Below are 24,090 nucleotides of genomic sequence, written 5' to 3'. Positions count from 1 at the left end.
GTTCATCCCTTCACCGGATACGCATCTTCTCCCAATCACCCGTGCGTCCTCCCGCCTGCCTAAGCCGAACGCTGAAACGGGCGAACTCCCTGCGGCTTCGCACTCCGAGCCGTCGAAGCATGGTTCTCGCCACTGGTCCTGGCGTCCGCGCCCCACGTACTCTCCTTCGGCCGTACCGGTCCGGCCCAGGACTCCGCCTCGATCAGGGCAGCGGTCTCCCGGTCGTAACCCATCCGTTCGAGGATCGGCATGTCTTCGTGATCGGTTGCGGTCTGAGCAAGGGCCTCCTTCTTTTCGAAGGTAACTTCCTTCACACTCTTGCCCATCTGCAGACCGGCCATCATCGACGCCGTAAAATTGTCCATCAGCCGCTGCACACACTTCTGTCCGCACAGATGCTTCAAGTTCTTCCGGGAGCCCTTCGGGGACTCCCACCCGCGCAGCCTCAACTCGCCGCCCAGCTCGTCCGCCACAAACCAATGACTCGTGGGCTCCAGCCTCTCTGCCCCGCACATATCGCAATTGATCGCCTGCCGGATCATCTCTCTCTCCCGTGGTGTTGCTTCACGACACAACTCTCATCGGCAGAAAAAGAAGGTGGATGAGCGATGCGGGAAGAGATGTTTCGTCTTATTCCCTAACTGCGCCGGAGGAACCGCTGCAGACTGCTCGGCATGGCGACGCCCATGACATGGCTGAAGACCACATACAGCACTCCGAAGAGAGGAAGCACAATCGCCCCGATCAGAAGCGAGGAATAATGGCTGGGCCGAATTGGAAGCACCGTCTTCACGCCATAGCCGATCAGAGCCGCCAGCACCGCAGCTCCCCACAGCCGCGCCGTCCGGGAGCGCTGGGACGGAACCGCGCCGATCCTCTTGTGAAGCTCTTTTCGCAGTAGAACGAATTCGACCCATCCGGCAAGGCCAGCCGAGAACGTAAGCCCGGCGACTCCCCAGTGACGGTCGATTCCGAGGAATCTCGGCAGCGGAAGCGCAAAGAAATATCCCAGGAGGACCGTAAGGGCAACACGGATCACCGCAAAGAGCAAAGGCGTACGCGTATCGCGCAGCGCATAGAAAGCGGAGGAATACAGCCTTCCGGAGGTTGACGCCAGCAGTCCGACCGCAGAACCGGCCAGCACGGTCCACACCAGCATCACATCCTTCATCGTGAACTGTCCCGTCCGATAGATCGTCGCTACAATCACGTCACCCAGGATGAGGAATGCCACCGCAGAGGGAACGACAAAGAATGCGATGTTTTTGAGTCCCTGCGCCAGTCGGTTGCGCAGCACTTCGGCAATCTGCTCCGAGCTTCCCAGCGCGCTCGACATCGCCGGCAGCTCCGCGGCAGAGACCGCCATGCCGAACAGGCTTACCGGAAGCGCATTCAGGTTCTGCGCGTAGGCAAGAGCGGAGACGGCTCCCGTAGGCAGGTAGCTCGCAAGCAGGGAGTCGAGATAAGCGCTGATCTGAACCACTCCACGACTAAGAAAGACGGGAAAGAAGTTGCGCACTACGGATCGCACGGAAGTGCCACGAAACTTCACCCGAAGCGCCAGCGGCCGCAGCAAACTCAGAACGGACGGCACCTGGATCGCAAACTGTAGCCCGCTACCGATCACCGAGGCCACGGCAATCACTATGGCAAGATGCTCTTCCCCCTGGCGTCCCGCGTCCCAAAGGAAGGCGGCGATCATGGTCAAATTCCAGATCACCGGAGCGGCATAGGACAGCAGAAACTTCCGATGACTGTTCAGAACTCCAAGGCACCAAGCCGAGAACACCAGCAGCGCAGCTCCCGGAAACAGGATCTGCACCAAGCGAACGGTCAGGGCACGCTTCGCCCCCTGGAAGCCGGGAGCAATGATGTCAATCAGCCACGGCGCGGCGAAGACTCCCAACAGCACCAGCACCGACGTGACCAGCAGCAAAATCGCAAAGATCGCTTCGGCCAGCTCTGAAGCCTCTTCGTTACGCTCCTCTGCCCTGAGCCGAGCGTAGACCGGAATGAAGGACGCAGAAAGAACCCCTTCGCCGAAGAGATTCTGGAGGAAGTTGGGAATGCGAAAGGCCGCGCGGAAGGCATCGGCAACATCCGAGTTGCCGAGATAGTGCGCAAAAACACGATCCCGCACCAGTCCCAGCAGACGGCTCATCAGAATGCCGCTGGCGACGGCTACTGCGGAGGACCTGGCCAGAAATCCTTTGGGACGGGGTGGGGTCAATGGTTTTGAGGAAGGCTGGCTCACCGTACCTTTAACTTTACCGGGCCAGCGCATCTTCGACACTGCATCCGCGAAGAAGAGTTAACAGGAAGATCACCATCCATCTCCATCGGCTCCTCAACAACCTATTAAACTTTAGGAAAGCCATGGAAGCCGCCCGCCCATCCCGCACTGCCCTTCGCGTCGCCATGCGTCGCGCCGCACACCAGCTTTATGACGCGCAGCCGCTCGTCTTCAACGACCCGGTCGCTGTCCCCATCCTCGGCAGCGAATACCTCCCCGAGGTGGAACGCACGGTCACCAAGCTGCAAAAGCCGTTCTCGGTCTCGCTGCGAGCCTTTATGGTGGCGCGCAGCCGTTATGCAGAAGACCTGCTCGCCCAGGCCGTGGCGCGCGGAGTGACTCAGTACGTCCTGCTGGGTGCCGGTCTCGACACCTTCGCTTATCGCAATCCGTTTCCGGGGCTCCACGTCTTCGAGGTCGATCACCCCGCCACACAGCAGTGGAAGCATGAGCTGCTCGGTGCCAATGGCATCTCCATTCCCTCCAGCCTCACCTATGTCCCGGTCGACTTCGAGCATCAGCTGCTCGCGACTCAACTCACTGCCGCGGGCTTCGATGCCTCGCGTCCCGCATTTTTCGCCTGGCTCGGCGTCGTACCTTACCTTACCCAGCCCGCCTTCCGCTCCACGCTTTCGCTCATCGCAACTTTGCCTGCCGGAAGCGGTGTCGTCATGGACTACGGCCAGCCCCGCTCCGCGTTGCCCTACTTTGAGCAGCTCGCGCACGATTCTCTTGCTTCGCGGGTTCAGCTCGCGGGCGAGCCCTTTCAGCTCTTCTTCACCCCGCCCGAGATGGCCGCCGAGCTTACCGCCTTTCAAACGATCGAAGATCTCGGTGGCGAACAGATCAACGCCCGTTACTTTGCAGATCGCAAGGACAATCTGAAACTGCTGGGAAGCGCTGGCCGCATCGTCAGCGCATGGGTATGAATTCGAGCCGGGGGTATACCATCGCAGCGTGAACCTTCCTGTATCACCACCTGTGCTGCCCATGCTCGCCAAGCGAGTCGACGAGATTCCCGAGGGCGATGCCTGGATCTTCGAGCCCAAGTGGGATGGCTTTCGCGCGCTGATCTTTCGCGACGGCGATGAGCTTCTGATTCAGAGCCGCGATCAGAAGCCGCTCGACCGCTACTTCCCCGAGCTCTTCGATCCGCTGAAGTCGCAGCTTCCCGAGCGTTGCGTCCTCGATGGAGAGATCGTCATCGCGGCAGCAGATGGGCTGGATTTCGACGCGCTGCAGCTTCGCATTCACCCAGCCGCATCGCGTATCAAACTGCTCTCGCAACAGATTCCCACTTCCGTCGTCTTCTTCGATGTGCTCGCCATTGGCGATCGCGACCTGACCCAGCAGCCCTTCGAGCAACGCCGCTCCGAATTGGAATCGCTACTGGCGAAAGCGAAGCCGCCCATCCACATCACGCCGGCCACACGGGACGTGGCTACAGCGCGCGACTGGTTCCGGCGCTTCGAAGGCGCGGGACTCGACGGCGTAATGGCTAAGCCCGCCACCGGTATCTACGAGCCGAACAAACGCACGATGCTCAAGGTTAAGCACGAACGCGACTGCGACTGTGTCGTCGCCGGTTTCCGCTGGCACAAGGACGCCGAGAACGAGGCTATCGGATCGCTCCTGCTCGGCCTCTACGATGTGTCCGGCTCGCTGCAGCACGTGGGAGTCTGTGCAAGCTTCACCAAGGCGAAGCGGCGTGAGCTCGTTGAATTTCTCGAGCCCTATCGCCGCAACGCGCTCGCAGATCACCCCTGGCGATCGTGGGCTGAGGCCAGCGGCGCGGCTGAGAATCAGCGCATGCCCGGCGGCCAGAGCCGATGGAGCCAGGGCAAGGACCTCTCCTGGCAGCCGCTGCGACCCGAGCTTGTCGTCGAAGTCGCCTACGAGCATATGCAGGGCACGCGCTTTCGCCACATGGCGCAGTTCCGCCGCTGGCGCACCGACAAGCCGCCTGCCGAATGCACCTACGCGCAGCTCGAGGTCATTGCCCCGCACGAGCTCTCCTCCATCTTCGCCACCGGCCGCTGAGGACACGCTCTTTCACTACGACTTTGCCCACACGCTGGCGTTCAAACAGGCACACATCTCTAACTTTCTCAATCGGAAGCGTGCTTTGTCGCTTGAAGGCCTCGACCGCGTTCTGGCGGCCCAGAACCTCAGGATCGAGGAGATTCTTCCTTTGGAGCTAACTGCCGGAGGGGGTAATCCTCCCCTTGCCCAGGAACTGGACCCGGTGGAGTCGGTTCCGATCGTCTCTCCCTCCTCCGCGATGGAGGATGTCTCGATCGCGCCTGCCGCAACGATTGAGGTGATTCCAATCTCAACCTCCAGGCTGTACGAGAACCGCGCGCGCCCCGCCACCCGCCGCACGCACTGGCAACGGTTCCTCGCCGTGCGCACGGATGCGCAACAGGCTACGGCGATGGCTCCCCTGCTCCCGCCCGGATCCATTGCCGTGCTGGACCGTCATTACAATTCCCTCGCCCCCTATCGCGCGAACCAGGCTAGCATCTATGCTGTCCGTTTTGGTCCCATGCTTCTGCTTCGCCACGTCGACTTCGATGAGCGCCATCTCATTCTCAAGCCCTATGTGCGCGATTTCCCCGTACAGCTGCTTCCCCTGGTCCCGAATGAATCTCCTGGAGACCATATCGTGGGCCGGGTCTGCATGGTGGTAGCCGAAGTCTGATCGGGATTCATTTGGTCACCCTCATCGCTTGATAAACTAGAAGGATGCTCGGAAAGCTTTACGCGAAGTGGATGTACGCCTGGGAGACGGCGTTGACCACGCGCGACACCAACCGCATTGTCAGGCCGCTGGAGTGGGGCGAGGACTGGCTAAGCGATTTCATCCAGGCCGGCAATCTTACAGGCGCTTCAGGATTCGACCGCATGGTCTCGCTTAACAACCAAATTGTTGAGCGGGCAGATGAATTCTTTGGTTATGAGACGCCAGTGGATTTCCGGCTCGAACACCGCCATCCGCAGCTCTTCCCGACGAACGTGCGTCCGGAGACGCTTGAGCAGGATGCAGAGATGAAGCGGCAGGCACATTCAGGCGAGCTTTCCACGGCGGAGTTCCTGCGATTTACCTCTCCCGTGCGAACCCGCTATCCGGAGAACGACATCGTCAATGCGCGCTGGTATCCCGCGCCTGAGCCTTCGCATAAGAGAGTGAAGCAGGCGATGATCGTAATGCCGCAGTGGAACGCCGACGCCTTCAGCCACAACGCTTTGTGCACACTGTTCAATCGCTTTGGCATCTCAGCGCTGCGGCTCTCAAAACCGTACCATGACATTCGCAGACCGTCCGAGCTGGAGCGTTCGGACTATGCCGTGAGCTCGAACATCGGTCGCACCATCGAGGCGTGCCGCCAGGCGGTCGTTGATATCCGGAGTTGCATCGACTGGCTGGAGCAGCAGGGTTACGAGCAGATGGGCGTACTGGGCACAAGCCTGGGAAGCTGCTACGCCTTCATCGCCGCAGCGTTCGACCCGCGCCTGCGCGTCTGTGCATTCAACCACGCCTCCACATGGTTCGGCGATGTGGTCTGGACCGGTCAGAGTACGCGCCATATCCGTGCGTCCTTTGAACAACAAGGGCTGACCCAGGATGATGTGCGGCGGGTCTTCACGTCCATCAGTCCCATGTCGTACATGGACCGGTTCGCCGCGAATTCCAAACGCGTGCTGGTCGTACACGCAACCTACGACCTCACCTTTCTGCAGGAGTTCTCGCTTGATGTGCTGAAGAACTTCGACAGGCTGGGGATCGATTATGTCTCGAAGGTGCTGCCCTGCGGCCACTACACAACCGGAGAGACTCCCTATAAATACATGGACGGCTGGTATCTCGGATCGTTCGTCTATAGTGCTTTCAAGAAACTCGCCGCGACTCCGGCCGAGGCGAGAAGGCTTGAAAGCCAGATGACTCCGTAAATTGCTACAGATATCGCCTAAGCTCCTTACCGGGCGGCGAGCCTCGAGACCGGCGGCTGCGCTTCGCTGCGTCCTTCACATTCCTTCGCCAGCAGCTCCATCGTGCGTGCAAGAGGCAATCCCATTACGTTGAAGAAGCAGCCTTCGATCCGCGGAATCCAGCGGGCCGCGTAGCCCTGGATCCCATAAGCCCCTGCCTTATCCATGGGCTCGCCGCTGGCGAGATAGTGGACCATCTCTTCCTCGCTGATCAGGTCGAAAAAGACCTGTGTAATCTCGATCTCGCTGAACAGCCCGCGATGCGAGACTGCGGCGATTCCGGTAAGCACCTGGTGCGTGCGGCCAGCGAGCATCTCCAGCATCCTTCGAGCATCTGCCTGATCGACAGGCTTTCCAAGGATCATGCCATCGCACACTACTGTGGTATCGGCCCCCAGCACGACGAGGTCGGCGTTCTCCTCCGATCTGTGACGATCCCAGACTGCCTGTGCCTTCTCGAGTGCGAGCCGTTGCACATATGTCGCCGGGGCTTCGTCCGGCTGGAGTCGCTCATCGATATCGGCTGCCTCCACTGTGAAATCAAGGCCCGCAAGCTTCAGCAACTGGGTGCGCCGGGGTGACGACGATGCGAGGATCAGCATGGTCAGCCTCGTTTCTCCTGCGATTTCTGCACTGTGATGTGAGCCTCCATGACATGGGTCGACCGGGGTGCCAGCGTCACGATGTTCTGCCCGGCGTTCACGGTCTCTACACAGACCATCTCATGCCACTCATCCGGCCCCATGTCAGGCAACTCTTTCCATGGATTGAAGACGACCGTGGTGTTGGAGTTTTTCTTTTCGACCGTGATCGTGCGGTTGATCTGTTCGTCATGGATGGTGCAGGTCGCCGTGGTATTGGGGTAGACGCGGTCTGTGAATCCGGTCAGCCGAAGCGGTGCGTTGGCCGCAGGCTTGAAGCGAAAGTGATCCGTCTTGTCGACGTAACCGGTCGGCTCAAGCCCCGTAATGAAAACTTCATGGACATCGCCGACGGCAAAATAGGTATGCAGCGCTTCTTCAAACTGTAGGGGGACCTCTGAATCGTTCGCGACAGCGAGACGCATCGTAAGGCTGCGCCCTATCACCAGCTCGAAGGCGAGACGAAAGTGATCGAAGCCCATCTGGCGGCTGAGCTCGGTAGGCCCAAGCGTAAAGGTGAGATGGAGATCATCGCCAGACAGCGCCGCAAAGCTGAGGGTCCAGTCCTGGATTCGGGCAAAGCCATGAGAAGGACCGGGCTTGCCTTGAAACCGGTCTTCCTTCGAGTCGATCGCGAACCACGGAAAGGCAATCGGAACCCCGCCCCGAATGGGTTTCCCCGGAAGAAAGTCACTCTTCCGGCTCATGAAGAGAACTGGCCGCTCACCTGCGGGCTGCCAATGGGTGAGATGCGCCCCCTGCAGGTAGACCGTGGCGCTGGCGGCTGGAGCTGTAATGACGGCGCGAGAGAGCCCCGCGTGCTCGTCGAAGTGAAGAACGTTGGGGATTCCGAAGTGATCGTTAAGCTGCTTGAGGTCCATGTCGGTATCAAGTGTAGCCTTTGCCGGGGATCGATGCTCTCGTGACCTTTCGAAGCCATCGTTGCAATCAACGATAGTCCATGGATTCCGATCGGCCGGGCGAGAGAATCGCTTGATCTCCCGGTGCAGGTTGTTTCAGGTCGATGGGGATCTCCGAAGTAGCGGCGAAGCGCGTCGTCGGGAACGATTCTGGATAGTGCTGCTGAATGTAGGCAATCATCTTCTCGCGCACGAGGCAGCGCAAATCAAAGTTCTCGCTTGAGTTGCGCGAGCTGACCAGGCAGCGCAGCTCCATCGTGCGCTCGGACAGGTTCGTTACCTGCAGACCGCAAACCCTTTTATCCCACAGGGGTGAGGCCTCCACCATGCGTTTCAGCTCATCTCTCAGCTCTTCGACGGGAATCGCGTAATCCACATACAGGAACGAAGTGCCAAGGATGTCCGAGGATTCGCGGGTCCAGTTCTGAAATGAATTCTCAATAAAATAACTGAGCGGAACGATAAGGCGGCGTAGATCCCAGATGCGAATGACGACGTAGGCGGAGGTAATTTCTTCTATACGCCCCCACTCCCCCTGGATGACGACAACGTCATCGATCCGAATCGGTTCCGTAATCGCGATCTGAAGACCAGCGAAAAAGTTCGATGCCGTGGACTTGGCCGCGGTGGCAACGATCAGCGAAGCGAGACCAGCGGAGGCGAGAAGTCCCGAGCCGTAATGCCATATTCGCGGATCGTTAAAGGTCCACAAAAGAGCACCGATCGTTACAACAACGACAAAGGTGATCAGAATGCGGCGAAAGAGTTGAAACTGCGTGTGAAAGCGGCGCGCGCGAACATTATTCTCTAACTTCAGGTCATAACGCTGGAGCAGGAACTCCTGCAAAACATAGACACAACCAATAGCGAACCAGCCAAGGCAGAGAACCACCGCCATCAGCAATCCCTGATGAATGATGCCCTTCAGATTCGACGCCAATGACGGTAGAAGCGGAAGGGCAATTCCGGCGCAGGTCAGCAAAAAGATTGCGCGTGCGGGGTGGCTCAAATGCTGCTGAATCCCCCAGCGGCTGCCGATCCTTTTCTCTTCCTTCTTTTTAAGGATGCGGAACAGAACGTAGTGGATCAGATTCGCTGCAACGATAAAGCCGCAGAAATAGAAGACGGCGGCGAACCAGGTGTGGCGAAATTGAAGTACGTTAGCAATCGTCATCATGATCAAGGTTACAGTGCGCGTCGGCACGCTATCAGTGAGGATGAGAATGGGCTTGTGTCGGTTGCTTTCCCGTTGTCGTTGAATCAGCGCATGTGGGCAACATCAAGGCTTCGCAGGATCTCCTGCTGAAGCGCGATGCGATGATCCGAATAAGAGTGGTCCGTGGCGAAGTGAACGGAGCGTGCCTCCGTATCACCCAGCTTGTGCAGGTTCTCGATCAGCTCATTGTTTGCGGGGGCAAGGCCGTCATCGGATGTGATCACCAGGATCGGACGCCTGGCAAGCTTTGGCGCAAGATCAGGGATATTCCAGCGCGCAGCATTTGCCAGCAACTCCCGGGCGAGCGACTCCGGCGTGCAACCGGCAAGCGGCGCCATTCCCTCGGCAGCCAACCCTCGTCCAATCCCAGGCAGTGCAGCTTCCTGTTGATTCGCTCTTACAGCAGGCAGGACCCGGCCCGCCATATTCGCCGCAGAGATGAGACCGACGAACCGGATGTCGGCGTTCTCTGCATCCTCCGAAGCAACGACCGCGGCAATCATTCCGCCCATGGAGTGACCGATAAGAAGAATCCTCCTGGGGTCCGCTCGGAACTTCGCTGCATTTGCAGAATCGTGAAGAAATTCGATCGCGGCGTGCGTGTCTTCAATAGAGTGAATGAAAGAGAAATCGCCCGGAGAGCCCCAGGATCCCCTGTAGTCAAAGAAGAGGACGTCGTATCCTGCACGTCGAAGTGCCTGCGCGAGATCCAGGTTGCGCTCGTTTCCGGGAAAGCCGTGCAGAAGAATCACAATGGGATGCGGACCCGCTCCAGCCGCAACGTAGACCAGCGCATTGAGCAGCGCTCCATGACTAGGCAGCTGAAACGACCGCATAGCCGCAGGATTCGCCTTGTCTGGCGCGGGGTCGGTTGTGATTGCCGTCGTGCTGAGTGCAGTCGAGCTCTGTGCATGAACCATCAGCGACGCACAAAGTAGTGCAACGGCAAGGAAGGATCGGCAGGCGAGCATGCCGTGATTCTATCGAGGAGACTGGGAATGTAAAGAGAGAACGTTCAGGTTTTATGGCAATGTTGCAGAGATATCGACGGTAGCCAGTGCCGTAAGTCCAACGCCGCGTCCGCAGTCCGTTGCATAAACGATAGACGATCTCGCCGACCATGCCGGGGTGTAGGCGTTGCAGTCCGTCGTCGTAAGAACTTTTACCTGGCGGTTCGACATATCCAGCACGGCGAGCTGCCAGCGATTATGAATTCGTTCCGTAAACGCCATGTAGCCTTCATCGGGCGACACAGAAAAATTCGCAACCTCGGCCCCGGGAGAAAAAAATGGACTCGGCGAGGCTCCCGTTTGAATGGAAAATAATCCCGTCGATCCCCCATGCTTCGCCAGAAAAAGAAGCGCGCCGGAGCGAAGAAACGAGATATCGCGTACATCGTAATCTTCTCCCGTAAGACGGATCGGTGACGGTGGCTTCAAGGACGCTTCCAAGGCGAGAGGCATAGCCCATACGCTGCCTCGACCTTTGTGTTCGCGGATAAAGGCAAGCTGGTTGCCATCGTCAGAGATCGCAGGAGACTCCGCGTCCTCTATTACAGGTGCGAGATCGGAGCCACGAACGATGCGAGAGCCCGAAGAGTCTGCAACCTCTGCAAAGATTCTGTGATCCGGAGATACCGTGAACGAGAGTTGATCTGTAAACCGCCGAGCATGTCGGTTAAGAAGTACAGGCTCATCAGCTTCGAAAATGCTATAACCCTTGGGCCACAGGGCCACGAAGAGGTCACGGCTGAAGTCGGCATGAGGCTGGGTGGCAAGCAATGTCGTGGCTGGTGGCGCGATGCGGCGTCCCATCTCCTGGTCCCGATTAAGGAAGTGACGGTGATAGCTCGCAATGCTCAACGTGAGCGCGATCCCTGTGAGTGCAATGAGCAGAGCGTAGCGGTTGCGCTCATGCTGCAATCCTCTCCGCTCAGGATCACGGCGAAGCCAAACGAACAAGACTGCATACAAAGCGATCCCAAACCACAGGCGGGAGGTTGTGAGCAGTGTATTCAGGACTGAGCTGGTGTGAGAATTCGGTGCGATGAAACCGGATACCGAAACGAACAGGTAAAGCAACACGGCGATGACGATGAGGCCGCGTCGGTTCTCCCGGGCCAGTCCATCGATCAACAGAACGACAGGCAAGATCATCACTACGAAGTGATAGCTCGATGGCACCGGCGACAACAGCAGCAAAGCGATAAGAAAGCCTGCCCACTCCACCTGCTCGCGTATAGAACCGCTGCGTGGCCGAATAAGAGCGAATAAGGGAAACAAGATCGCCGCTTGCCAGAGAGGATACAAAACGGCATAGAGAGTAGACGACGCAAGCACAGGAGTGGGATTGAGAGATGGCTCAAACAGAAAGAGACGATGAAAGAGAGCTGTCGCCGATGCCGCGTGCAGATTGTAAGGGTCGAGCATCTCCCCCTGCATGCTCCGTGGAAGCATCTCGAACGCATAGGTATGGAGAGGACCCCACCCCATCGTGAATCCTCCAACAGCCACGAGAATCCCAGCAGCGATCACCGTCGCCACCGCAGTACGCCACTGTCGCTTCCACAGGAAGAAGAGGACGAACAGCAGGGGATAGATCTTGAGAGCTCCCGCGAGCGCGATGCACACTCCACACCACTCTGCGCGGTCACGGCGATGGAAGACATACGCCAGCACCATCAGGAACAGAACCAGCAGATGCATCTGTCCATTAAGAAAGCTGGTGCGGAGGGGCGACACTGCAAGCAATGCAATCAGCCAGATGCGCCGACGCCCAAGCATTATCGAACGATGTAACAGCTCGACGCATGCAGCCAGCAAACCCAGGTTGATCACAATCCAGATCCGTTTCGCGGTCAGGGCCGAAAAGATCGAAAGAGGAACGATGGGAAGTGCCGACCAGGGCGTCAATCCCGCGAAACCGACCAGTGTTTGGTCCAGGCCCCAGTGATCCTTTATCCGCTGCAGCCATATCCAGTCATAGATGCGATCGAGACTGTAACCCTCCCGAAACAGTCGGGCAACCAGGTAATAGTTAGGGAAATCCGTGTTGAGAGATCGCCAGGCCGGAATCACACCCTTCCACAGCAGAAGCAGTGCAAGCGCAGCGCATAAAGCTGTCTCGAGCCTCGCGCTCGAACCTGAACCCGCAGAACCGTTTGCGTCTTCCATAACCATTCGCCTTTGAGCTTATGACGCACTTCGCCGATTGCGGCGCATAAGGCGTTCTTTTTACATCTGTGAGACAACTCGGCCCGGGAGACGGTTTTACAAACAAATCGCTCGGGACCCTTCCGGCCAGTAAAATAGAGAGGATGGCGTTTACGGAACATTATGATGTACTCGTCGTGGGGGCAGGGCATGCCGGCTGCGAAGCTGCTGTGGCGGCGGCGCGCATGGGACTGCGCACGGCGATCTTTACCCTGAACCTCGACCTCATCGCCCAGATGAGCTGCAATCCCGCGATCGGCGGAATCGCGAAGGGCCATTTAGTACGCGAGGTCGACGCGCTTGGCGGCGTCATGGGTGAGGTCGCGGACGCCTGCGGAATCCAGTTCCGGTTGCTGAATACCTCGCGAGGAGCGGCAGTATGGTCGCCCCGCGCGCAGTGCGACAAGGCTTTGTATCGCGTGAAGATGCGCGAGGTGCTCGAAGCGCAGCCAAATCTCTTTATCAAGCAGGCAGAGGTCGTAGACCTGATCGTGGAGACCAGCCCCTCCGGCGAGGCCTCACACAGCGTCATTCGCGGCGTGAAGCTGCGGGACGGCCGCGAGATACGGGCGTCCGCAACCGTCGTCACGACAGGCACGTTCCTCAATGGCCTGATTCACTGCGGCGAACAGCAGTACACGGCAGGCCGTTCCGGAGAGCCTGCCAGCGTACTTCTGGGCGAAAGCCTGAAGCGGCTCGGCCTGCGCGAGTGCCGTTTGAAGACCGGGACCCCTCCGCGGCTCGACGGACGCACCATCGACTGGTCACGATTCGAAGAGCAGCCCGGAGACACTGAACCCACTCCCTTCAGCTTCCACTCACCGTTTGCGAAGGGCGGTGTTCCGCCGCTGCGGCAGATCAGCTGCTACATCGCTTACACCACGCCGGAGACGCTCCAGCTGATCCGCGACAACGTGCATCGCTCGCCGATGTACTCCGGCCAGATCGAAGCCATCGGCCCGCGTTATTGCCCTTCCATTGAAGACAAGATCGTGCGCTTTCCGGAGAAGGCGCAGCATCAGTTCTTTCTTGAGCCTGAAGGCCTGAACACTCACGAGGTCTACATCAACGGCATGAGCACCAGCCTTCCCATGGAGGTTCAGGCAGCAATGGTCCGCTCGATCCCCGGCCTCGAGAATGCCGAGATGCTGCGCCCCGGCTACGCGATCGAATACGACGCCATCGATCCCACCGAGCTTGACCGCTCCCTGAAGGTAAAGAAATACGACGGCCTTTATCTCGCTGGACAAATCAACGGAACCAGCGGCTACGAAGAGGCTGCCTGCCAGGGCCTGATGGCCGGCATCAACGCTGCGCTCGCGGTGAAGGCGGCCGCAAGCGGAGAACCGATCGTCCCCTTCACGCTCGACCGCACGGAAGCCTATACGGGCATCCTGATCGACGATCTCATCAGCAAGGGAACCAACGAGCCATACCGCATGTTCACCTCGCGGGCAGAATTTCGCCTGCACCTGCGCATCGACAACGCTGACCGCAGGCTGACCCCGCACGGCCGCCGTCTAGGCCTGATCGGCGATGAAGCCTGGACCGCCTACGAAGCCCGGCAGCAGCGCACCGCGCTCTTTGCGAAGCTGCTCGCGGCAACGAAGGTGCAGATTACGGAGCTTCCTGCCGAAGTCCGCGCGACTCTCGAAGGAACCAACGTCGAAGGCCTGACCTTCGCGGTTCTTCTGAAGCGGCCGGCGGTAAACCTCGAATCTCTCGCGCCTCTACTACGAAGCCTGATCGCGACGCAGGATGGTTTGGGCGAATGGGTTGAGGCGATGGACGCAGCCTCGGAGACCCGATTGCCCGCCTGGGTTCGCAACGAGATGAAGACGGTTGAAACCGAGATCAAGTTCGCCGGATACCTCGACCAGCAGCGTAAGTCGATGGAAAAGCTGAAACGCGCCGAGCAGAAGGCGATCCCCGACGGATTCGACTACACCGCGATCAGTGGGCTAAGCCGCGAAATGAAGGAAAAGCTGGGGCGCGTCCGCCCGCAGACCCTGGGCCAGGCCAGCCGCATCTCCGGCGTAACCCCCGCAGCTATCAGTCTCATTCACGTCTTCATCGAGATCCAGTCCCGCCAGCAGAGCGTGGCCTAGCCTTTTTGTGACCTGACAGGCAATTGCCGCGTCGAATGGGTGTGTGCGATGGAGGAATTGCGATGAAAAATGGGGCGACCTGGGTAAGGCTGAGTCTGATCTTCATCGCGCTTCTCGCCGTTGTGCTGGTGATGGGAGGACGCAAAATGGCAAACGTTGCCGCAGAGACGAAGCGAGCGCCGATTCCTGCTCCTGCGCTCGATCCGCAGGCCCAGGGGCAGCATAGCGAAACAGCTGTCTTTGCAGGCGGATGCTTCTGGGGTGTGCAAAGCGTCTTTCAGCGGGTCAAGGGCGTTACTGCAACCACGGCAGGCTATTCGGGTGGAAGCAAAGAGACCGCCAACTATGATGCGGTCTCCTCCGAGACCACCGGCCACGCCGAATCCGTAAAGATCGTCTATGACCCCACGAAGATCAGCTATGGAACCCTGTTGCGTATCTTCTTCTCCGTCGTCCACGATCCCACGGAGCTCAATCGCCAGGGGCCAGACGTTGGGACCTCCTATCGCTCGGCCATCTTCTTCACCACTCCTGAGCAGCAGAAGACCGCCGCTGCCTACATCGCGCAGCTCGATGCGGCCCATGTCTTCCCCAAAAAGATCGTGACCCAGCTCGTGCCCCTCAAGGCTTTCTATGACGGCGAAGACTACCATCAGGACTACGCCGATAAAAATCCAAACAATCCCTATATCCAGGTCTGCGACGTCCCCAAGATCGCCGGGTTGAAACAGCAGTTCCCCGACCTGTTCCAGGACTACAAACACAAGTAAACGACTTACACCGCTTCGCCCGGACGCCGGTTTCCTCTTTGGATACCGGCGTTTCTGTCCAGGGATGCATAACAACGTAAACTTAGGAACGAGCGGCTTTTCCTCGTTCTCCACAGTCTTGCACAGGCCTGTGGAAGCACCTGAGTGCATGCTCCGTTAAGGTAGAAGATTCATGGCAACCTATCCCCAACTCGTCGGCGATCAGCAGGAGCGCCCCGCCTCCGTCCACGCGGAGATGACCATCCTCGGTGCGATGCTGGTGGAACCCCTGGCCATCACCGATGCCACCATGCTTCTTACCGCCGAAGACTTCGCGCTCGATTCGCACCGACGCATCTATTCGGGAATGCTGCGGATCGCCGAGACGGGGCACGCAGTCGACATCGTTACCGTCGCCGAGGAACTGCGCAAGCAGAAAGAGCTGGATTCGATCGGCGGCGTGCCTTATCTCGCCTCCCTGAGCGAGGGTCTGCCGCGCAAGCTAAGCGTCGAGAGCTACGTCCGCATCGTGCGCGACAAGAGCCTGATGCGTCAGCTGATGACCGTCTGCGATATGGGAATGGTCGATGCAGCTGATCAGTCCCAGGAAGCCATCGAGGTCCTGAACAACGTCAGCACTCGCCTCATGGAGATCTCCGACCACGCCGTCACCGGGGGCTTCTCCGACATTGGTGAGATCGTAAAGTCCTCCTTCGGCTCCATCGACAAGCTCTACGAGCAGGGCCGCGAAGTCACCGGCCTCGCCACTCACTACATCGAATTCGACCGCATGACCAGCGGCCTGCAGGACTCCGAACTCATCATCATCGCCGCGCGGCCCTCCATGGGCAAAACCGCCTGGGCCATCAACATCGCGCAGAACTCCGCCGTCCGCGACGGCAAGGTCGTCGCCGTCTTCTCGCTTGAAATGTCGAAAGAGAGCCTGCTGCGCCGCATGCTCGCCAGCGAGGCGATGGTGAACTCGCGCAAGATCCAGACCGGCTTCCTGCCCAAAGAGGACAAGGGCAAGCTGATGGCTGCGCTCGAGCGCCTCATCGAATCGAAGATGTTCATCGACGACACACCCGGCATCACGCTGGCCGAGATGCGTGCCAAGGCGCGCCGTCTGCGTCAGCAGGAGGGCCGCCTCGATCTCATCATGATCGACTATCTCCAGCTGATGACAGGCTCTTCCGGCCCCGGCAAGAAGGGCTTCGAAAATCGCAACCAGGAAGTCGCTGCCGTATCTCGTGGCCTCAAGGCGCTCGCCAAGGAGATGAAGGTCCCTGTCATTGCGCTCTCACAGCTCTCCCGCGCCAGTGAGCAGCGTGGTGGCGACAAAAAGCCTATGCTCAGCGACCTCCGCGAATCCGGCTCTATCGAACAGGACGCCGACGTTGTCTGCTTCATCCACCGCGACAGCTACTACAACAAGGATGAAAACGGCGATGAAGATCCGGAATCCAAGGGCAAGGCCGAGATCATCATCGCCAAACAGCGCAATGGCCCCACCGGCAGCGTCCACCTCGCGTATCTCTCCGATTACACGCGCTTTGAGAACCTTAGCTCCGGCGACCACGGCGGCGGAGGCTACTAGAAAAGGCTTCGAGGAGCGATTTGTCTCCGTGCTACTTGTTCTTGTGTCGCTGTGTTTTCCGTGCTGATTTGTTTCCATGCCACCGTTCAGAATCTGAACCGTGTCGTCCTGCGCGGAGCGCAGCGGAGTCGAAGGATCTGCGGTCGAACGATCTGCGATAGTTTTCCGCCTTATTTCTGATCTTAGCTTCCTTTCAAAGAAAGATTCCTCCCGACAAACCTACTGACATGATGCTGTCAGCAGGGCTTCAGTATGCTTCGTGATGTAGTCGCCCTAGAGTGTTTCCCGAAAGGGATGAAGGAGCGCCCCCATGAGCGGACAAATGACAGCAAAACAGAATGCAATCAACTGGTTCGAAATTCCCTGTGAAGACCTGGACAGGGCTGCGGATTTCTACGAGACGCTGCTCGGCGTCAAGATGCACCGGCATAGCCTCGACCGCCCGATGGCCCTTTTCGCATCGGAGCAAACAGGCACAGGTGGAACGCTGGTTAAGCGGCCCTTTCAAAAGCCCGGCCGTGGCGGAACCATGGTCTATCTCAACTGCGACGGCGAGCTCGACGATGTTCTGGCGCGCGTTCCCACGGCAGGTGGCCTGGTGCTGATGCCCAAGACGCCGGTGCCTGGGGGCTATGGTCACTTTGCCTGCCTGCGCGACTCCGAAGGAAACCACATCGGGCTGCATTCCCACTAAGGCCGTTGTCAGCTGCAGTTGTCAGTAGCCCGTAAAATCAATCTGGCAAACAGCAGCTGGCAACTGATAGCCAAGAACCGGCACCGAATCCCTAAACCATGCGACGCGCAGACCGCCTCTTCCGAATCGTGCAGTTTCTCCGTCAGGGCAGGCTGCAGACGGCGCAGACGCTCGCCTCAAAGCTGCAGGTGTCGCAGCGGACCATCTATCGCGACATTCAGGATCTTCAGCTCGCGGGGACCCCCATCGAGGGCGAAGCTGGCGTCGGCTACACCCTCCGCCGCGATATGGATCTTCCGCCACTGATGTTTACCCGGGGCGAGTTGACCGCGCTCGTCCTCGGGGCACGTCTCGTGCGCGCCTGGGGAGGCGCGGAGAACGTCCTCGGGGCTGACCAGGCCCTGCAACGCATCGAAGCCGTTCTGCCGGCGGACCTGCGCACGGAGTTCGACTCCATTTTGCTCTATGCTCCCGGCCATCGAATGCGCCCGCACCTTCGCGCTCGCGTCGACATGCTGCATAGCGCCTGCAAATCCCAGCATGTCGCCAGCTTCAAGTACGTTCGTGAAGATGGAGAGAACAGCCAGCGTTGCGTGTGGCCGCTTGCTCTCGTCTTTTGGAGCGGCGTGTGGACCCTGACCTCATGGTGCGAGCTGCGCGAAGACTTTCGTGACTTCCGCCTCGATCGCATGGACGACGTCGCCATCCTCGAGCGCACCTTTACGCCAAAGAAAGGCCAGCGGCTTGAAGATCATCTAAGGCAAGTCGTACCGTCAGCTGAGGAGCGCCGCGAACTTCTGGCGCCCTCGGCTGTCCTCTAATCCACTCGCGAACCTTTCCTCGATCTTCACGGCTCCTTCCGATAGGGGCCGTAGGATAGAAGAGTGAAGAACTGGGTGGAGATCTCAGGACAGCGGCTTGCCGCAAACTATCGCCTGCTTGCTGACAGCGTGGCCGCCGGAATGTCTGTGCTCGCGGTTGTAAAAGCGGACGCCTATGGACATGGAATCGAGCTTTGTGCTCCGGTGCTGACCTCAGCCGGGGCTGAATGGCTGGGCGTGACAGACGTTTCCGAGGGGGCGACCGTTCGGGCGGCGCTCGGCAAGGCGGGCATTCCAATCGAACGGCAGCCGCATGTGCTCGTGATGAGCGAAGCGCTCGAAGAGGACATGGGTTCCATGCGGGAGCAGAATCTAATTCCTGTCATCTCGACGATGGAGCAGCTGACGGCGCTGGTTCGGGCTGCGAAGAACGATCCCTCACAGCCATTCCGCGTGCATCTTGAAGTGGATACCGGCATGGCCCGGCAGGGAGTCGCGACTGGCGAAGCGCTGGACGATGTCCTGCGATGGCTGAGCCGCCAAGGCGCGATCCGTCTCGATGGCGTTATGACCCACTTCGCCTCATCCGAGATCGCCGGCTCGTCTCAAACTGCGGCACAAAGGACGCTCTTCGAGCAGGCCATCCAGCAGGTCGCCGCTTCCGGCCTGAAGCCTGCCTGGGTTCATGCCGGAAACTCCTCAACGATCGATAATTCTGCAGGGGATCCGCTTCGCTGGCTGAAGAAGACGGCTGACCTGCTTGGCGCACGTTCGATGGTGCGCAGCGGTCTTGCACTCTATGGGTACAGCCTTGCGGTCGAGCGCGAGCAGGGTTACGCGGACCTTGCACAATCGCAGGTCCGGCCGCGGCTTCTGCCGGTGATGACGTGGAAGGCGCGCGTCACAGGGCTGCGCGAGGTTGAAGCAGGCGCAAGGATCGGCTACAACGGAACCTTCACCGCCAAACGGCGCATGCGTCTCGCCCTGTTGCCGGTCGGCTACGCCGATGGCCTGAGGCGTGAACTTTCCGCCACGGATACGCGTGCCGGAGGCCGGGTCCTGTTCGGCGGCACGCCGGCTCCGATCGTAGGCCGCATCTCGATGAACCTGACCATCGTTGACGTGACGTCCATCCCGTCGGTCTCGGTAGGCGATGAGGCCGTGGTTCTGGGCGAGGGTGTGAGCGCTGACGATCACGCGTGCCTGGCCAAGACGATTCCCTACGAGATCCTCTGCGGCGTGAAGGCCGTCCGATGTTTGGTGTAGAACTTACTCCACGGGTTGGTAGCGGAGCAGCCGCCTGAGAATCACGTCCATCGATCCGCATTTGCACGGCGCCTGCATCGGCCATTAAGATCGGGCTAGAGAGACAAGAGGGACTTTTTTCATGGAAGCCACAACGATTGCCGCGCGCCGCACGGAAGATATTGCCCTGGACCTGCTGAAGTTCGTCGCCGCGCATGCGAACCTCCCAAGCAAAGGCGGCGGCTCAACCGGGTTCGGCGTTGTGACCTCGGCGAAACCTGAAGACCAGATAACGCACTTGCTGGAGCTGTATGCACGCTGCCGCGAGGCGGTAGAAGCTCCCATCAAGTAAGTGAGCGCTACGAATCCACTCCGGGTCGCGGTCGTCGGGGCCGGGACCTTTGGCCGCAACCATCTCCGCGTTTATCAAGAGCTGGAACGTGCGGGCGAGCCGGTGCGACTGGTTGCCCTGGTCGATCCCAACCCGGCTGTCGCCGCCGAAGCAGCAGCGAAGTTCGGCGTGCCCGCGTTCGGCTCGATCGCCGAGTGCCTTTCCAAAGGCGAGGGCCTGGATGCGGCGTCCGTCTGCGTTCCGACGGTGCATCACCGTGCCGCTGCCGAGGAGCTGATTGCCTCGGGCGTCGACGTGCTGATCGAGAAGCCGCTGGCTCCGAGCCTGGAGGATGCGGACAGCATCCTCGCACTGGCCGCGAAGCATGGGCGGATTGTGCAGGTGGGACATCTGGAACGGTTCAACCCGGCGGTGACGGCAGCGCGGCGATATCTACATCAGCCGATGTTCTTCGAGTCGCACCGCCTGAGCGTCTTTACTCCGCGCTCGCTGGATGTGGACGTGGTGCTGGACCTGATGATTCATGATTTGGACATCGTGCTGAGCCTGGTGGGCTCGCCGCTGGCCGAGGTTCGGGCAGTCGGCCTGCCGGTGCTGTCACCGAAAGTCGACATTGCGAACGTCCGGGTGGAGTTTGAGAGTGGCTGCGTTGCGAACTTCACGGCCAGCCGGGTTTCGACAGAGCGGGTTCGCAAGCTGAGGTTCTTCCAGCCTCACCAATATCTCTCGATCGACTTCGCGCGGCAGGATCTGCTGATGATCGACGTGACGGCTGCAGCGGGGATGGACCCGGCGAAGCTGGCGGCGATGGCCCAGATGCTTCAGGAATCTCAGCAGCTCCAGGCTTCCGGGGGTCATCCCTCGGCCGGGCTCTCGCTGAGCAAGGTTCCGGTGGAGCAGGGCGAACCGCTGCTGCTTGAGATCGTCTCGTTCCTCGACGCCGTGCGGAAGCGATCCGTTCCGGTGGTTTCCGGTGAGGATGGCCGGGCGGCGCTGAAGCTCGCTCTCGAGATCAATGCTGCGATCCATGTTCATGCCGAGCGGGCGGGGCTTACGATCTAGCCTCCCCCCATACAAAATGCGTCAAAGTCTTCAAATAATTCGGCTTAGCCTCGGACCTCGCTTCGAGTATCTTGACGCGGGGTGATAGCCGCAAAGGTCAATACCTCTCTGAACAAGTTAGGGTTTAAGCGCCTTCTTTTTCTTCGAAGGTGGAAGGTAGTTTTCATCTGAGACGACCTTCCGACCGGTTTCCTTCTCAAGTTCCAGACGAGCCCTTCTAGCGATGCTCCCACCTGTTACTGCCGCTTTTTGATTTGCTGGCATTCCCCTTGCAGAGTTGGTTTGGGCAACTTGCCGAGTTGACAATTCTGCTAAGGCAGTAAAAATCAGTTCAGCTTCGGTCATATGGTCGCGGAGGTTTTGGGATTTGAGCCCTTTGCGATCTTTATGATCCTTAATCGATAACCCCGTCCACTCTTGGTGAATGATGTTGGTTAATATTGCGAACTCCTGTCCGGGCCGAACGTCATGGGATGCCCAGTAGTCAGTAAGTTTGTTTCGGGTTTCTTGGCTCGTCATTCGGTGAGCGATCCACTTCTCACTTCTGCCTTGCTTTTGCCAAGTATCGCGAGCGCGGTCAACGGATAAGGAAGGATCGGCAAGTTCCTGCATGCGCTCGAATCCAACCTTCGCGAGCCAAACTTTAATGGGTTCTGCCCTTGGACTTGGCACGGATTGGACGAGCCTTAGCATAGTTTCGGCGGTGGCACAGTCAGTGAAACGCTCTTTACCATCTTCTGCGGTTAATTTCAACGCGTTACATTTTGTAACGGTTTCACTCCCCTCTTTGGTCAACCTGCTCTTCAAGACTCTCCAATATAGGCCCGCCCTTTTAACGTCTGATTGCTGAGTGAGAACTTTTATGATGTCCACGACAGAGAACCACCAGGTATCGCTGGAAGCATCGTAAACACGGCGAATAGGTTGATTATCGAAGAGCGCAGGTTGATGATTGGGCATAAAATGTGCCTCAAGATTACCAAGATATTCAATTTATTCGAGATGTCTTTATTTGATCGCAAAGAAAAACCTCGGCCATTGCTGGCGGAGGTTTCTGCTTTCTGACCTCCAGTATATCAACCGGAGGACAATCTTTCGCCAGAGGGATGTGATTGATAATATTGGTGATACGGACACATCGGGCTTGACAGGTTTTCTTCCGGTGGATTCTGAGGTATCGCCTTCGGCAGACTCCCTTTCTCGAGAAGTTGTCCACCCACGCGGTAAAGCCGCGTAGGTGGGACGGTTCCGTTATGGGTCGATCCAGTCGAATCCAGTGAAGTTGGTCGAATGGTTACGCTGATTTTTGCAGCCAATCCGCAAACCGCGTTGGAGCGATGCGGGGGCTGGGACCATCGGGGTTCAGGGTGTGGTCGTCGAGCAGGTATCCGAAGTAGCGGGCACCGGGGTCCGAGACGACCGGACGTGGGTCGTGCTTCGCGGTAAGTACCTTTTTAACGATCTCGACCATGGGAAGCTTCTCGGGATCTGCCACCTCAACGATGCCATTGGCGGGTTTGGCGGTCGTGACGTCACGCAGGGCGGCGGCAACGTCATCGGCGGCCATTGGCTGCATGAGCGCGGGCGGAAGGCGGACGGCTCCGTCCTGCTGGCTTACATCGGCGATTCCCTGAAGGAACTCGTAGAACTGCGTGGCGCGAACGATGGTGTATGGGACGCCGGAAGCCTTGATGATGGCTTCCTGCGCGACCTTGGCGCGCATGTAGCCTGCGCTGGCCATGCGATCAGCTCCAACGACGGAGAGCGCGACGTGATGTTGCACTCCTGCGGCAACCTCCTGCTTTGCAATATTGCCAGCTGAGGTCTCGAAGAAGTTGAGAACTGCCTTCTCCTCAAAGGAGGGTGAGTTTGAGGTGTCGATGACGACCTGTGCTCCCTTAAGAGCTTCGGCGAGACCTTCGCCGGTAAGCGTGTTGACGCCCGAGGAGGGTGAGGCCGAAAGGACATCGTGACCCTGTTGGCGAAGCAGGTTGGCAAGTTTCTTTCCGATGAGGCCAGTGCCTCCGATGATGACGATCTTCATGATGAACCTTCCCGGATTGCCCACAGACGGGGCGGAGTTTTGTTCCTTCGTTACAGGGAAGACAGGACAGCCCTGCGGGTTGTGACACGGGCCAGGATTTTCCTGTGGGCAGGAGATCAGAGATCGGAGGGAGGAGGGGCGTGGTCCTACCCGAATCCGGGCCAGGATCTGGAGATGAGCGCGAGTTTGGCGGGGCTCATCACCCAGAGGATCTTGCTGATGCGGTCGTCTGTGACCTCAACCGTTCCGAAGGCATATACAGAGTTATTCCGCGAGATAAGGACAGCGGACTGTCCGTTGGCCTGAATGTAAGCCAGGGTTGCATCGGCCCAAAAGTGTGAGGGGAAGGAGGCCACGAACCTGGCAACGCGTTCCTGACCGATGACAGGTTTGCGCGCAGCGTTGACGATGCCATTGCCATCGGTGAGGGAGACGACCTCGGCGGCAAAGAGGCTTTCGAGTTCGGCAAGCTCGCCCTTTTGTGCGGCACGCATAAAAGCCTGGAGAAACCTGTCCTGCTTCTGGAAGCCTGACGCTGGGGCGGATGAATGACCCTCTTCTGCGATGTGACGGCGTGCGCGGGAGACGATCTGACGGACGTTGGCCTCGGTAAAGTCCAGCAGGTCGGCGATCGCGGAGTAGGGGTAATCGAACGCTTCGCGCAGGACGTAAGCTGCGCGTTCTGCCGGCGTGAGTTTTTCGAGCAGGAGGAGAACAGCAAGGGAGAGGGCTTCCCCACGCTCGGCTCCGAGGTGAGGATCGGAGCTGGTATCTACGGGCTCGGGCAGCCAAGGGCCGATGTAGGTCTCGCGACGCGAATGGGCCGACTGGGCGACGTTGAGAGCGAGCCGGATGGTAATCGTAGACAAGAAGGCCGGTGGATCAAGGACGGTAGAGCGATCCGTCCCCTGCCAGCGGATCCATGTTTCCTGAACGAGATCCTCGGCCTCGGCGGCGCTGCCCAGCATGCGATAGGCAATTCCGAAGAGTCGCTGGCGGACACCGAGAAAGACCGACGCCGCATGATCGAGTTCGCCGGTCCCGTCCGTGTGATCCAGAGACATGTTTTCGATTGTAAGGAATGCGTGGCGGATGTGGGTACGCGGCCGGTGGGCGATTGCCGACTTTCGCTTAGGCTTAACCATA

The 24,090-nt window shown here is 59.0% G+C and carries 22 protein-coding genes; 12 read left to right on the top strand and 10 right to left on the bottom strand.

Annotated features, from left to right (window positions below):
• Positions 1-59 precede the first annotated feature (59 nt).
• Positions 60-542, bottom strand: coding sequence for a hypothetical protein (locus AC5S26_RS03430; RefSeq protein WP_494183449.1), 483 nt, complete (start codon positions 540-542; stop codon positions 60-62).
• A gap of 95 nt (positions 543-637) precedes the next feature.
• Positions 638-2,284, bottom strand: coding sequence for a murein biosynthesis integral membrane protein MurJ (gene murJ / locus AC5S26_RS03425; RefSeq protein ID WP_494183448.1), 1,647 nt, complete (start codon positions 2,282-2,284; stop codon positions 638-640).
• A gap of 92 nt (positions 2,285-2,376) precedes the next feature.
• On the opposite strand from murJ, the gene AC5S26_RS03420 reads away from it, so the two are divergent.
• Genes AC5S26_RS03420 through AC5S26_RS03405 form a run of 4 tightly spaced genes read left to right on the top strand, consistent with a single transcriptional unit; the run spans position 2,377 to position 6,244 of the window.
• A complete protein-coding gene (locus AC5S26_RS03420) occupies positions 2,377-3,222 on the top strand; it encodes a class I SAM-dependent methyltransferase (RefSeq protein ID WP_494183447.1) in 846 nt (281 codons plus the stop codon).
• Positions 3,223-3,250: 28 nt separating this feature from the next.
• Positions 3,251-4,333: an ATP-dependent DNA ligase gene (locus AC5S26_RS03415; RefSeq protein ID WP_494183446.1), complete on the top strand. Its 1,083-nt coding sequence runs from the start codon at positions 3,251-3,253 to the stop codon at positions 4,331-4,333.
• Complete coding sequence (locus tag AC5S26_RS03410) at positions 4,290-4,994, top strand: hypothetical protein (RefSeq protein ID WP_494183445.1); 705 nt, start codon at positions 4,290-4,292, stop codon at positions 4,992-4,994. The genes AC5S26_RS03415 and AC5S26_RS03410 overlap by 44 nt, the downstream gene beginning before the upstream one ends.
• A gap of 44 nt (positions 4,995-5,038) precedes the next feature.
• Entirely contained in the window at positions 5,039-6,244 is a 1,206-nt protein-coding gene (locus AC5S26_RS03405) for an alpha/beta hydrolase family protein (protein WP_494183444.1), read from the top strand.
• Between the two features lie 26 nt (positions 6,245-6,270).
• Here the strand turns inward: AC5S26_RS03405 and AC5S26_RS03400 are convergent, their stop codons facing one another.
• The 5 genes from AC5S26_RS03400 to AC5S26_RS03380 all read right to left on the bottom strand — a co-directional run bounded on the left by AC5S26_RS03400 (position 6,271) and on the right by AC5S26_RS03380 (position 12,233).
• The gene (locus tag AC5S26_RS03400; RefSeq protein WP_494183443.1) at positions 6,271-6,885 is read right to left on the bottom strand and encodes a Maf family protein; all 615 of its coding nucleotides are present in this window, start codon (positions 6,883-6,885) and stop codon (positions 6,271-6,273) included.
• 2 nt (positions 6,886-6,887) lie between these two features.
• Positions 6,888-7,805, bottom strand: coding sequence for a D-hexose-6-phosphate mutarotase (locus AC5S26_RS03395; protein ID WP_494183442.1), 918 nt, complete (start codon positions 7,803-7,805; stop codon positions 6,888-6,890).
• Between the two features lie 67 nt (positions 7,806-7,872).
• Complete coding sequence (locus AC5S26_RS03390) at positions 7,873-9,021, bottom strand: mechanosensitive ion channel family protein (RefSeq protein ID WP_494183441.1); 1,149 nt, start codon at positions 9,019-9,021, stop codon at positions 7,873-7,875.
• Positions 9,022-9,104: 83 nt separating this feature from the next.
• Complete coding sequence (locus AC5S26_RS03385) at positions 9,105-10,031, bottom strand: alpha/beta hydrolase family protein (RefSeq protein WP_494183440.1); 927 nt, start codon at positions 10,029-10,031, stop codon at positions 9,105-9,107.
• Between the two features lie 51 nt (positions 10,032-10,082).
• Positions 10,083-12,233 carry a glycosyltransferase 87 family protein gene (locus AC5S26_RS03380; RefSeq protein ID WP_494183439.1) on the bottom strand — a complete coding sequence of 717 codons (2,151 nt, stop codon included), beginning with the start codon at positions 12,231-12,233 and terminating at the stop codon, positions 10,083-10,085.
• Between the two features lie 143 nt (positions 12,234-12,376).
• On the opposite strand from AC5S26_RS03380, the gene mnmG reads away from it, so the two are divergent.
• The 8 genes from mnmG (at position 12,377) to AC5S26_RS03340 (ending at position 20,900) form a co-directional block, all read left to right on the top strand.
• The gene (gene mnmG, locus AC5S26_RS03375; protein ID WP_494183438.1) at positions 12,377-14,380 is read left to right on the top strand and encodes a tRNA uridine-5-carboxymethylaminomethyl(34) synthesis enzyme MnmG; all 2,004 of its coding nucleotides are present in this window, start codon (positions 12,377-12,379) and stop codon (positions 14,378-14,380) included.
• Positions 14,381-14,511: 131 nt separating this feature from the next.
• The gene (gene msrA / locus AC5S26_RS03370; protein ID WP_494184598.1) at positions 14,512-15,150 is read left to right on the top strand and encodes a peptide-methionine (S)-S-oxide reductase MsrA; all 639 of its coding nucleotides are present in this window, start codon (positions 14,512-14,514) and stop codon (positions 15,148-15,150) included.
• A 172-nt stretch (positions 15,151-15,322) separates the two neighbouring features.
• On the top strand, positions 15,323-16,726 hold the full coding sequence (gene dnaB / locus AC5S26_RS03365; protein ID WP_494183437.1) for a replicative DNA helicase: 1,404 nt from the start codon (positions 15,323-15,325) through the stop codon (positions 16,724-16,726).
• Positions 16,727-17,036: 310 nt separating this feature from the next.
• Positions 17,037-17,420 (top strand): VOC family protein, encoded by a 384-nt coding sequence (locus tag AC5S26_RS03360; protein ID WP_494183436.1) that lies wholly within the window; start codon positions 17,037-17,039, stop codon positions 17,418-17,420.
• A gap of 98 nt (positions 17,421-17,518) precedes the next feature.
• Positions 17,519-18,241, top strand: a complete 723-nt coding sequence (locus tag AC5S26_RS03355; protein WP_494183435.1) for a helix-turn-helix transcriptional regulator — start codon at positions 17,519-17,521, stop codon at positions 18,239-18,241.
• Positions 18,242-18,304: 63 nt separating this feature from the next.
• Positions 18,305-19,507 (top strand): alanine racemase, encoded by a 1,203-nt coding sequence (alr, locus tag AC5S26_RS03350; RefSeq protein ID WP_494183434.1) that lies wholly within the window; start codon positions 18,305-18,307, stop codon positions 19,505-19,507.
• Positions 19,508-19,628: 121 nt separating this feature from the next.
• Positions 19,629-19,838, top strand: a complete 210-nt coding sequence (locus tag AC5S26_RS03345) for a hypothetical protein (RefSeq protein WP_494183433.1) — start codon at positions 19,629-19,631, stop codon at positions 19,836-19,838.
• Positions 19,839-20,900, top strand: coding sequence for a Gfo/Idh/MocA family oxidoreductase (locus AC5S26_RS03340; RefSeq protein ID WP_494183432.1), 1,062 nt, complete (start codon positions 19,839-19,841; stop codon positions 20,898-20,900).
• A 117-nt stretch (positions 20,901-21,017) separates the two neighbouring features.
• On the opposite strand, the gene AC5S26_RS03335 is transcribed toward AC5S26_RS03340, so the two are convergent.
• The 3 genes from AC5S26_RS03335 to AC5S26_RS03325 form a co-directional block, all read right to left on the bottom strand.
• Positions 21,018-21,860: a BRO family protein gene (locus AC5S26_RS03335; RefSeq protein WP_494183431.1), complete on the bottom strand. Its 843-nt coding sequence runs from the start codon at positions 21,858-21,860 to the stop codon at positions 21,018-21,020.
• A 334-nt stretch (positions 21,861-22,194) separates the two neighbouring features.
• On the bottom strand, positions 22,195-22,944 hold the full coding sequence (locus tag AC5S26_RS03330; protein ID WP_494183430.1) for an SDR family oxidoreductase: 750 nt from the start codon (positions 22,942-22,944) through the stop codon (positions 22,195-22,197).
• 146 nt (positions 22,945-23,090) lie between these two features.
• Positions 23,091-24,089 carry an RNA polymerase sigma-70 factor gene (locus tag AC5S26_RS03325; protein ID WP_494183429.1) on the bottom strand — a complete coding sequence of 333 codons (999 nt, stop codon included), beginning with the start codon at positions 24,087-24,089 and terminating at the stop codon, positions 23,091-23,093.
• Between the last annotated feature and the right edge of the window lies 1 nt (position 24,090).

The sequence above is a fragment of the Edaphobacter sp. FHG110511_03 genome, assembly GCF_059115365.1.
This window is presented reverse-complemented; position numbering and strand designations above follow the sequence as displayed.

Bases quoted from the DNA above. Each gene is read 5' to 3' on its own strand.
- murJ (WP_494183448.1), bottom strand. From the start codon at position 2,284: ATGCGCTGGCCCGGTAAAGTTAAAGGTACGGTGAGCCAGCCTTCCTCA.
- AC5S26_RS03355 (WP_494183435.1), top strand. From the start codon at position 17,519: ATGCGACGCGCAGACCGCCTCTTCCGAATCGTGCAGTTTCTCCGTCAG.
- AC5S26_RS03345 (WP_494183433.1), top strand. From the start codon at position 19,629: ATGGAAGCCACAACGATTGCCGCGCGCCGCACGGAAGATATTGCCCTG.
- AC5S26_RS03385 (WP_494183440.1), bottom strand. From the start codon at position 10,031: ATGCTCGCCTGCCGATCCTTCCTTGCCGTTGCACTACTTTGTGCGTCG.
- AC5S26_RS03325 (WP_494183429.1), bottom strand. From the start codon at position 24,089: ATGGTTAAGCCTAAGCGAAAGTCGGCAATCGCCCACCGGCCGCGTACC.
- mnmG (WP_494183438.1), top strand. From the start codon at position 12,377: ATGGCGTTTACGGAACATTATGATGTACTCGTCGTGGGGGCAGGGCAT.
- AC5S26_RS03405 (WP_494183444.1), top strand. From the start codon at position 5,039: ATGCTCGGAAAGCTTTACGCGAAGTGGATGTACGCCTGGGAGACGGCG.
- AC5S26_RS03420 (WP_494183447.1), top strand. From the start codon at position 2,377: ATGGAAGCCGCCCGCCCATCCCGCACTGCCCTTCGCGTCGCCATGCGT.
- dnaB (WP_494183437.1), top strand. From the start codon at position 15,323: ATGGCAACCTATCCCCAACTCGTCGGCGATCAGCAGGAGCGCCCCGCC.
- AC5S26_RS03330 (WP_494183430.1), bottom strand. From the start codon at position 22,944: ATGAAGATCGTCATCATCGGAGGCACTGGCCTCATCGGAAAGAAACTT.
- AC5S26_RS03360 (WP_494183436.1), top strand. From the start codon at position 17,037: ATGAGCGGACAAATGACAGCAAAACAGAATGCAATCAACTGGTTCGAA.
- msrA (WP_494184598.1), top strand. From the start codon at position 14,512: ATGGGAGGACGCAAAATGGCAAACGTTGCCGCAGAGACGAAGCGAGCG.
- AC5S26_RS03335 (WP_494183431.1), bottom strand. From the start codon at position 21,860: ATGCCCAATCATCAACCTGCGCTCTTCGATAATCAACCTATTCGCCGT.
- AC5S26_RS03400 (WP_494183443.1), bottom strand. From the start codon at position 6,885: ATGCTGATCCTCGCATCGTCGTCACCCCGGCGCACCCAGTTGCTGAAG.
- AC5S26_RS03380 (WP_494183439.1), bottom strand. From the start codon at position 12,233: ATGGAAGACGCAAACGGTTCTGCGGGTTCAGGTTCGAGCGCGAGGCTC.
- AC5S26_RS03430 (WP_494183449.1), bottom strand. From the start codon at position 542: ATGATCCGGCAGGCGATCAATTGCGATATGTGCGGGGCAGAGAGGCTG.
- AC5S26_RS03390 (WP_494183441.1), bottom strand. From the start codon at position 9,021: ATGATGACGATTGCTAACGTACTTCAATTTCGCCACACCTGGTTCGCC.
- AC5S26_RS03395 (WP_494183442.1), bottom strand. From the start codon at position 7,805: ATGGACCTCAAGCAGCTTAACGATCACTTCGGAATCCCCAACGTTCTT.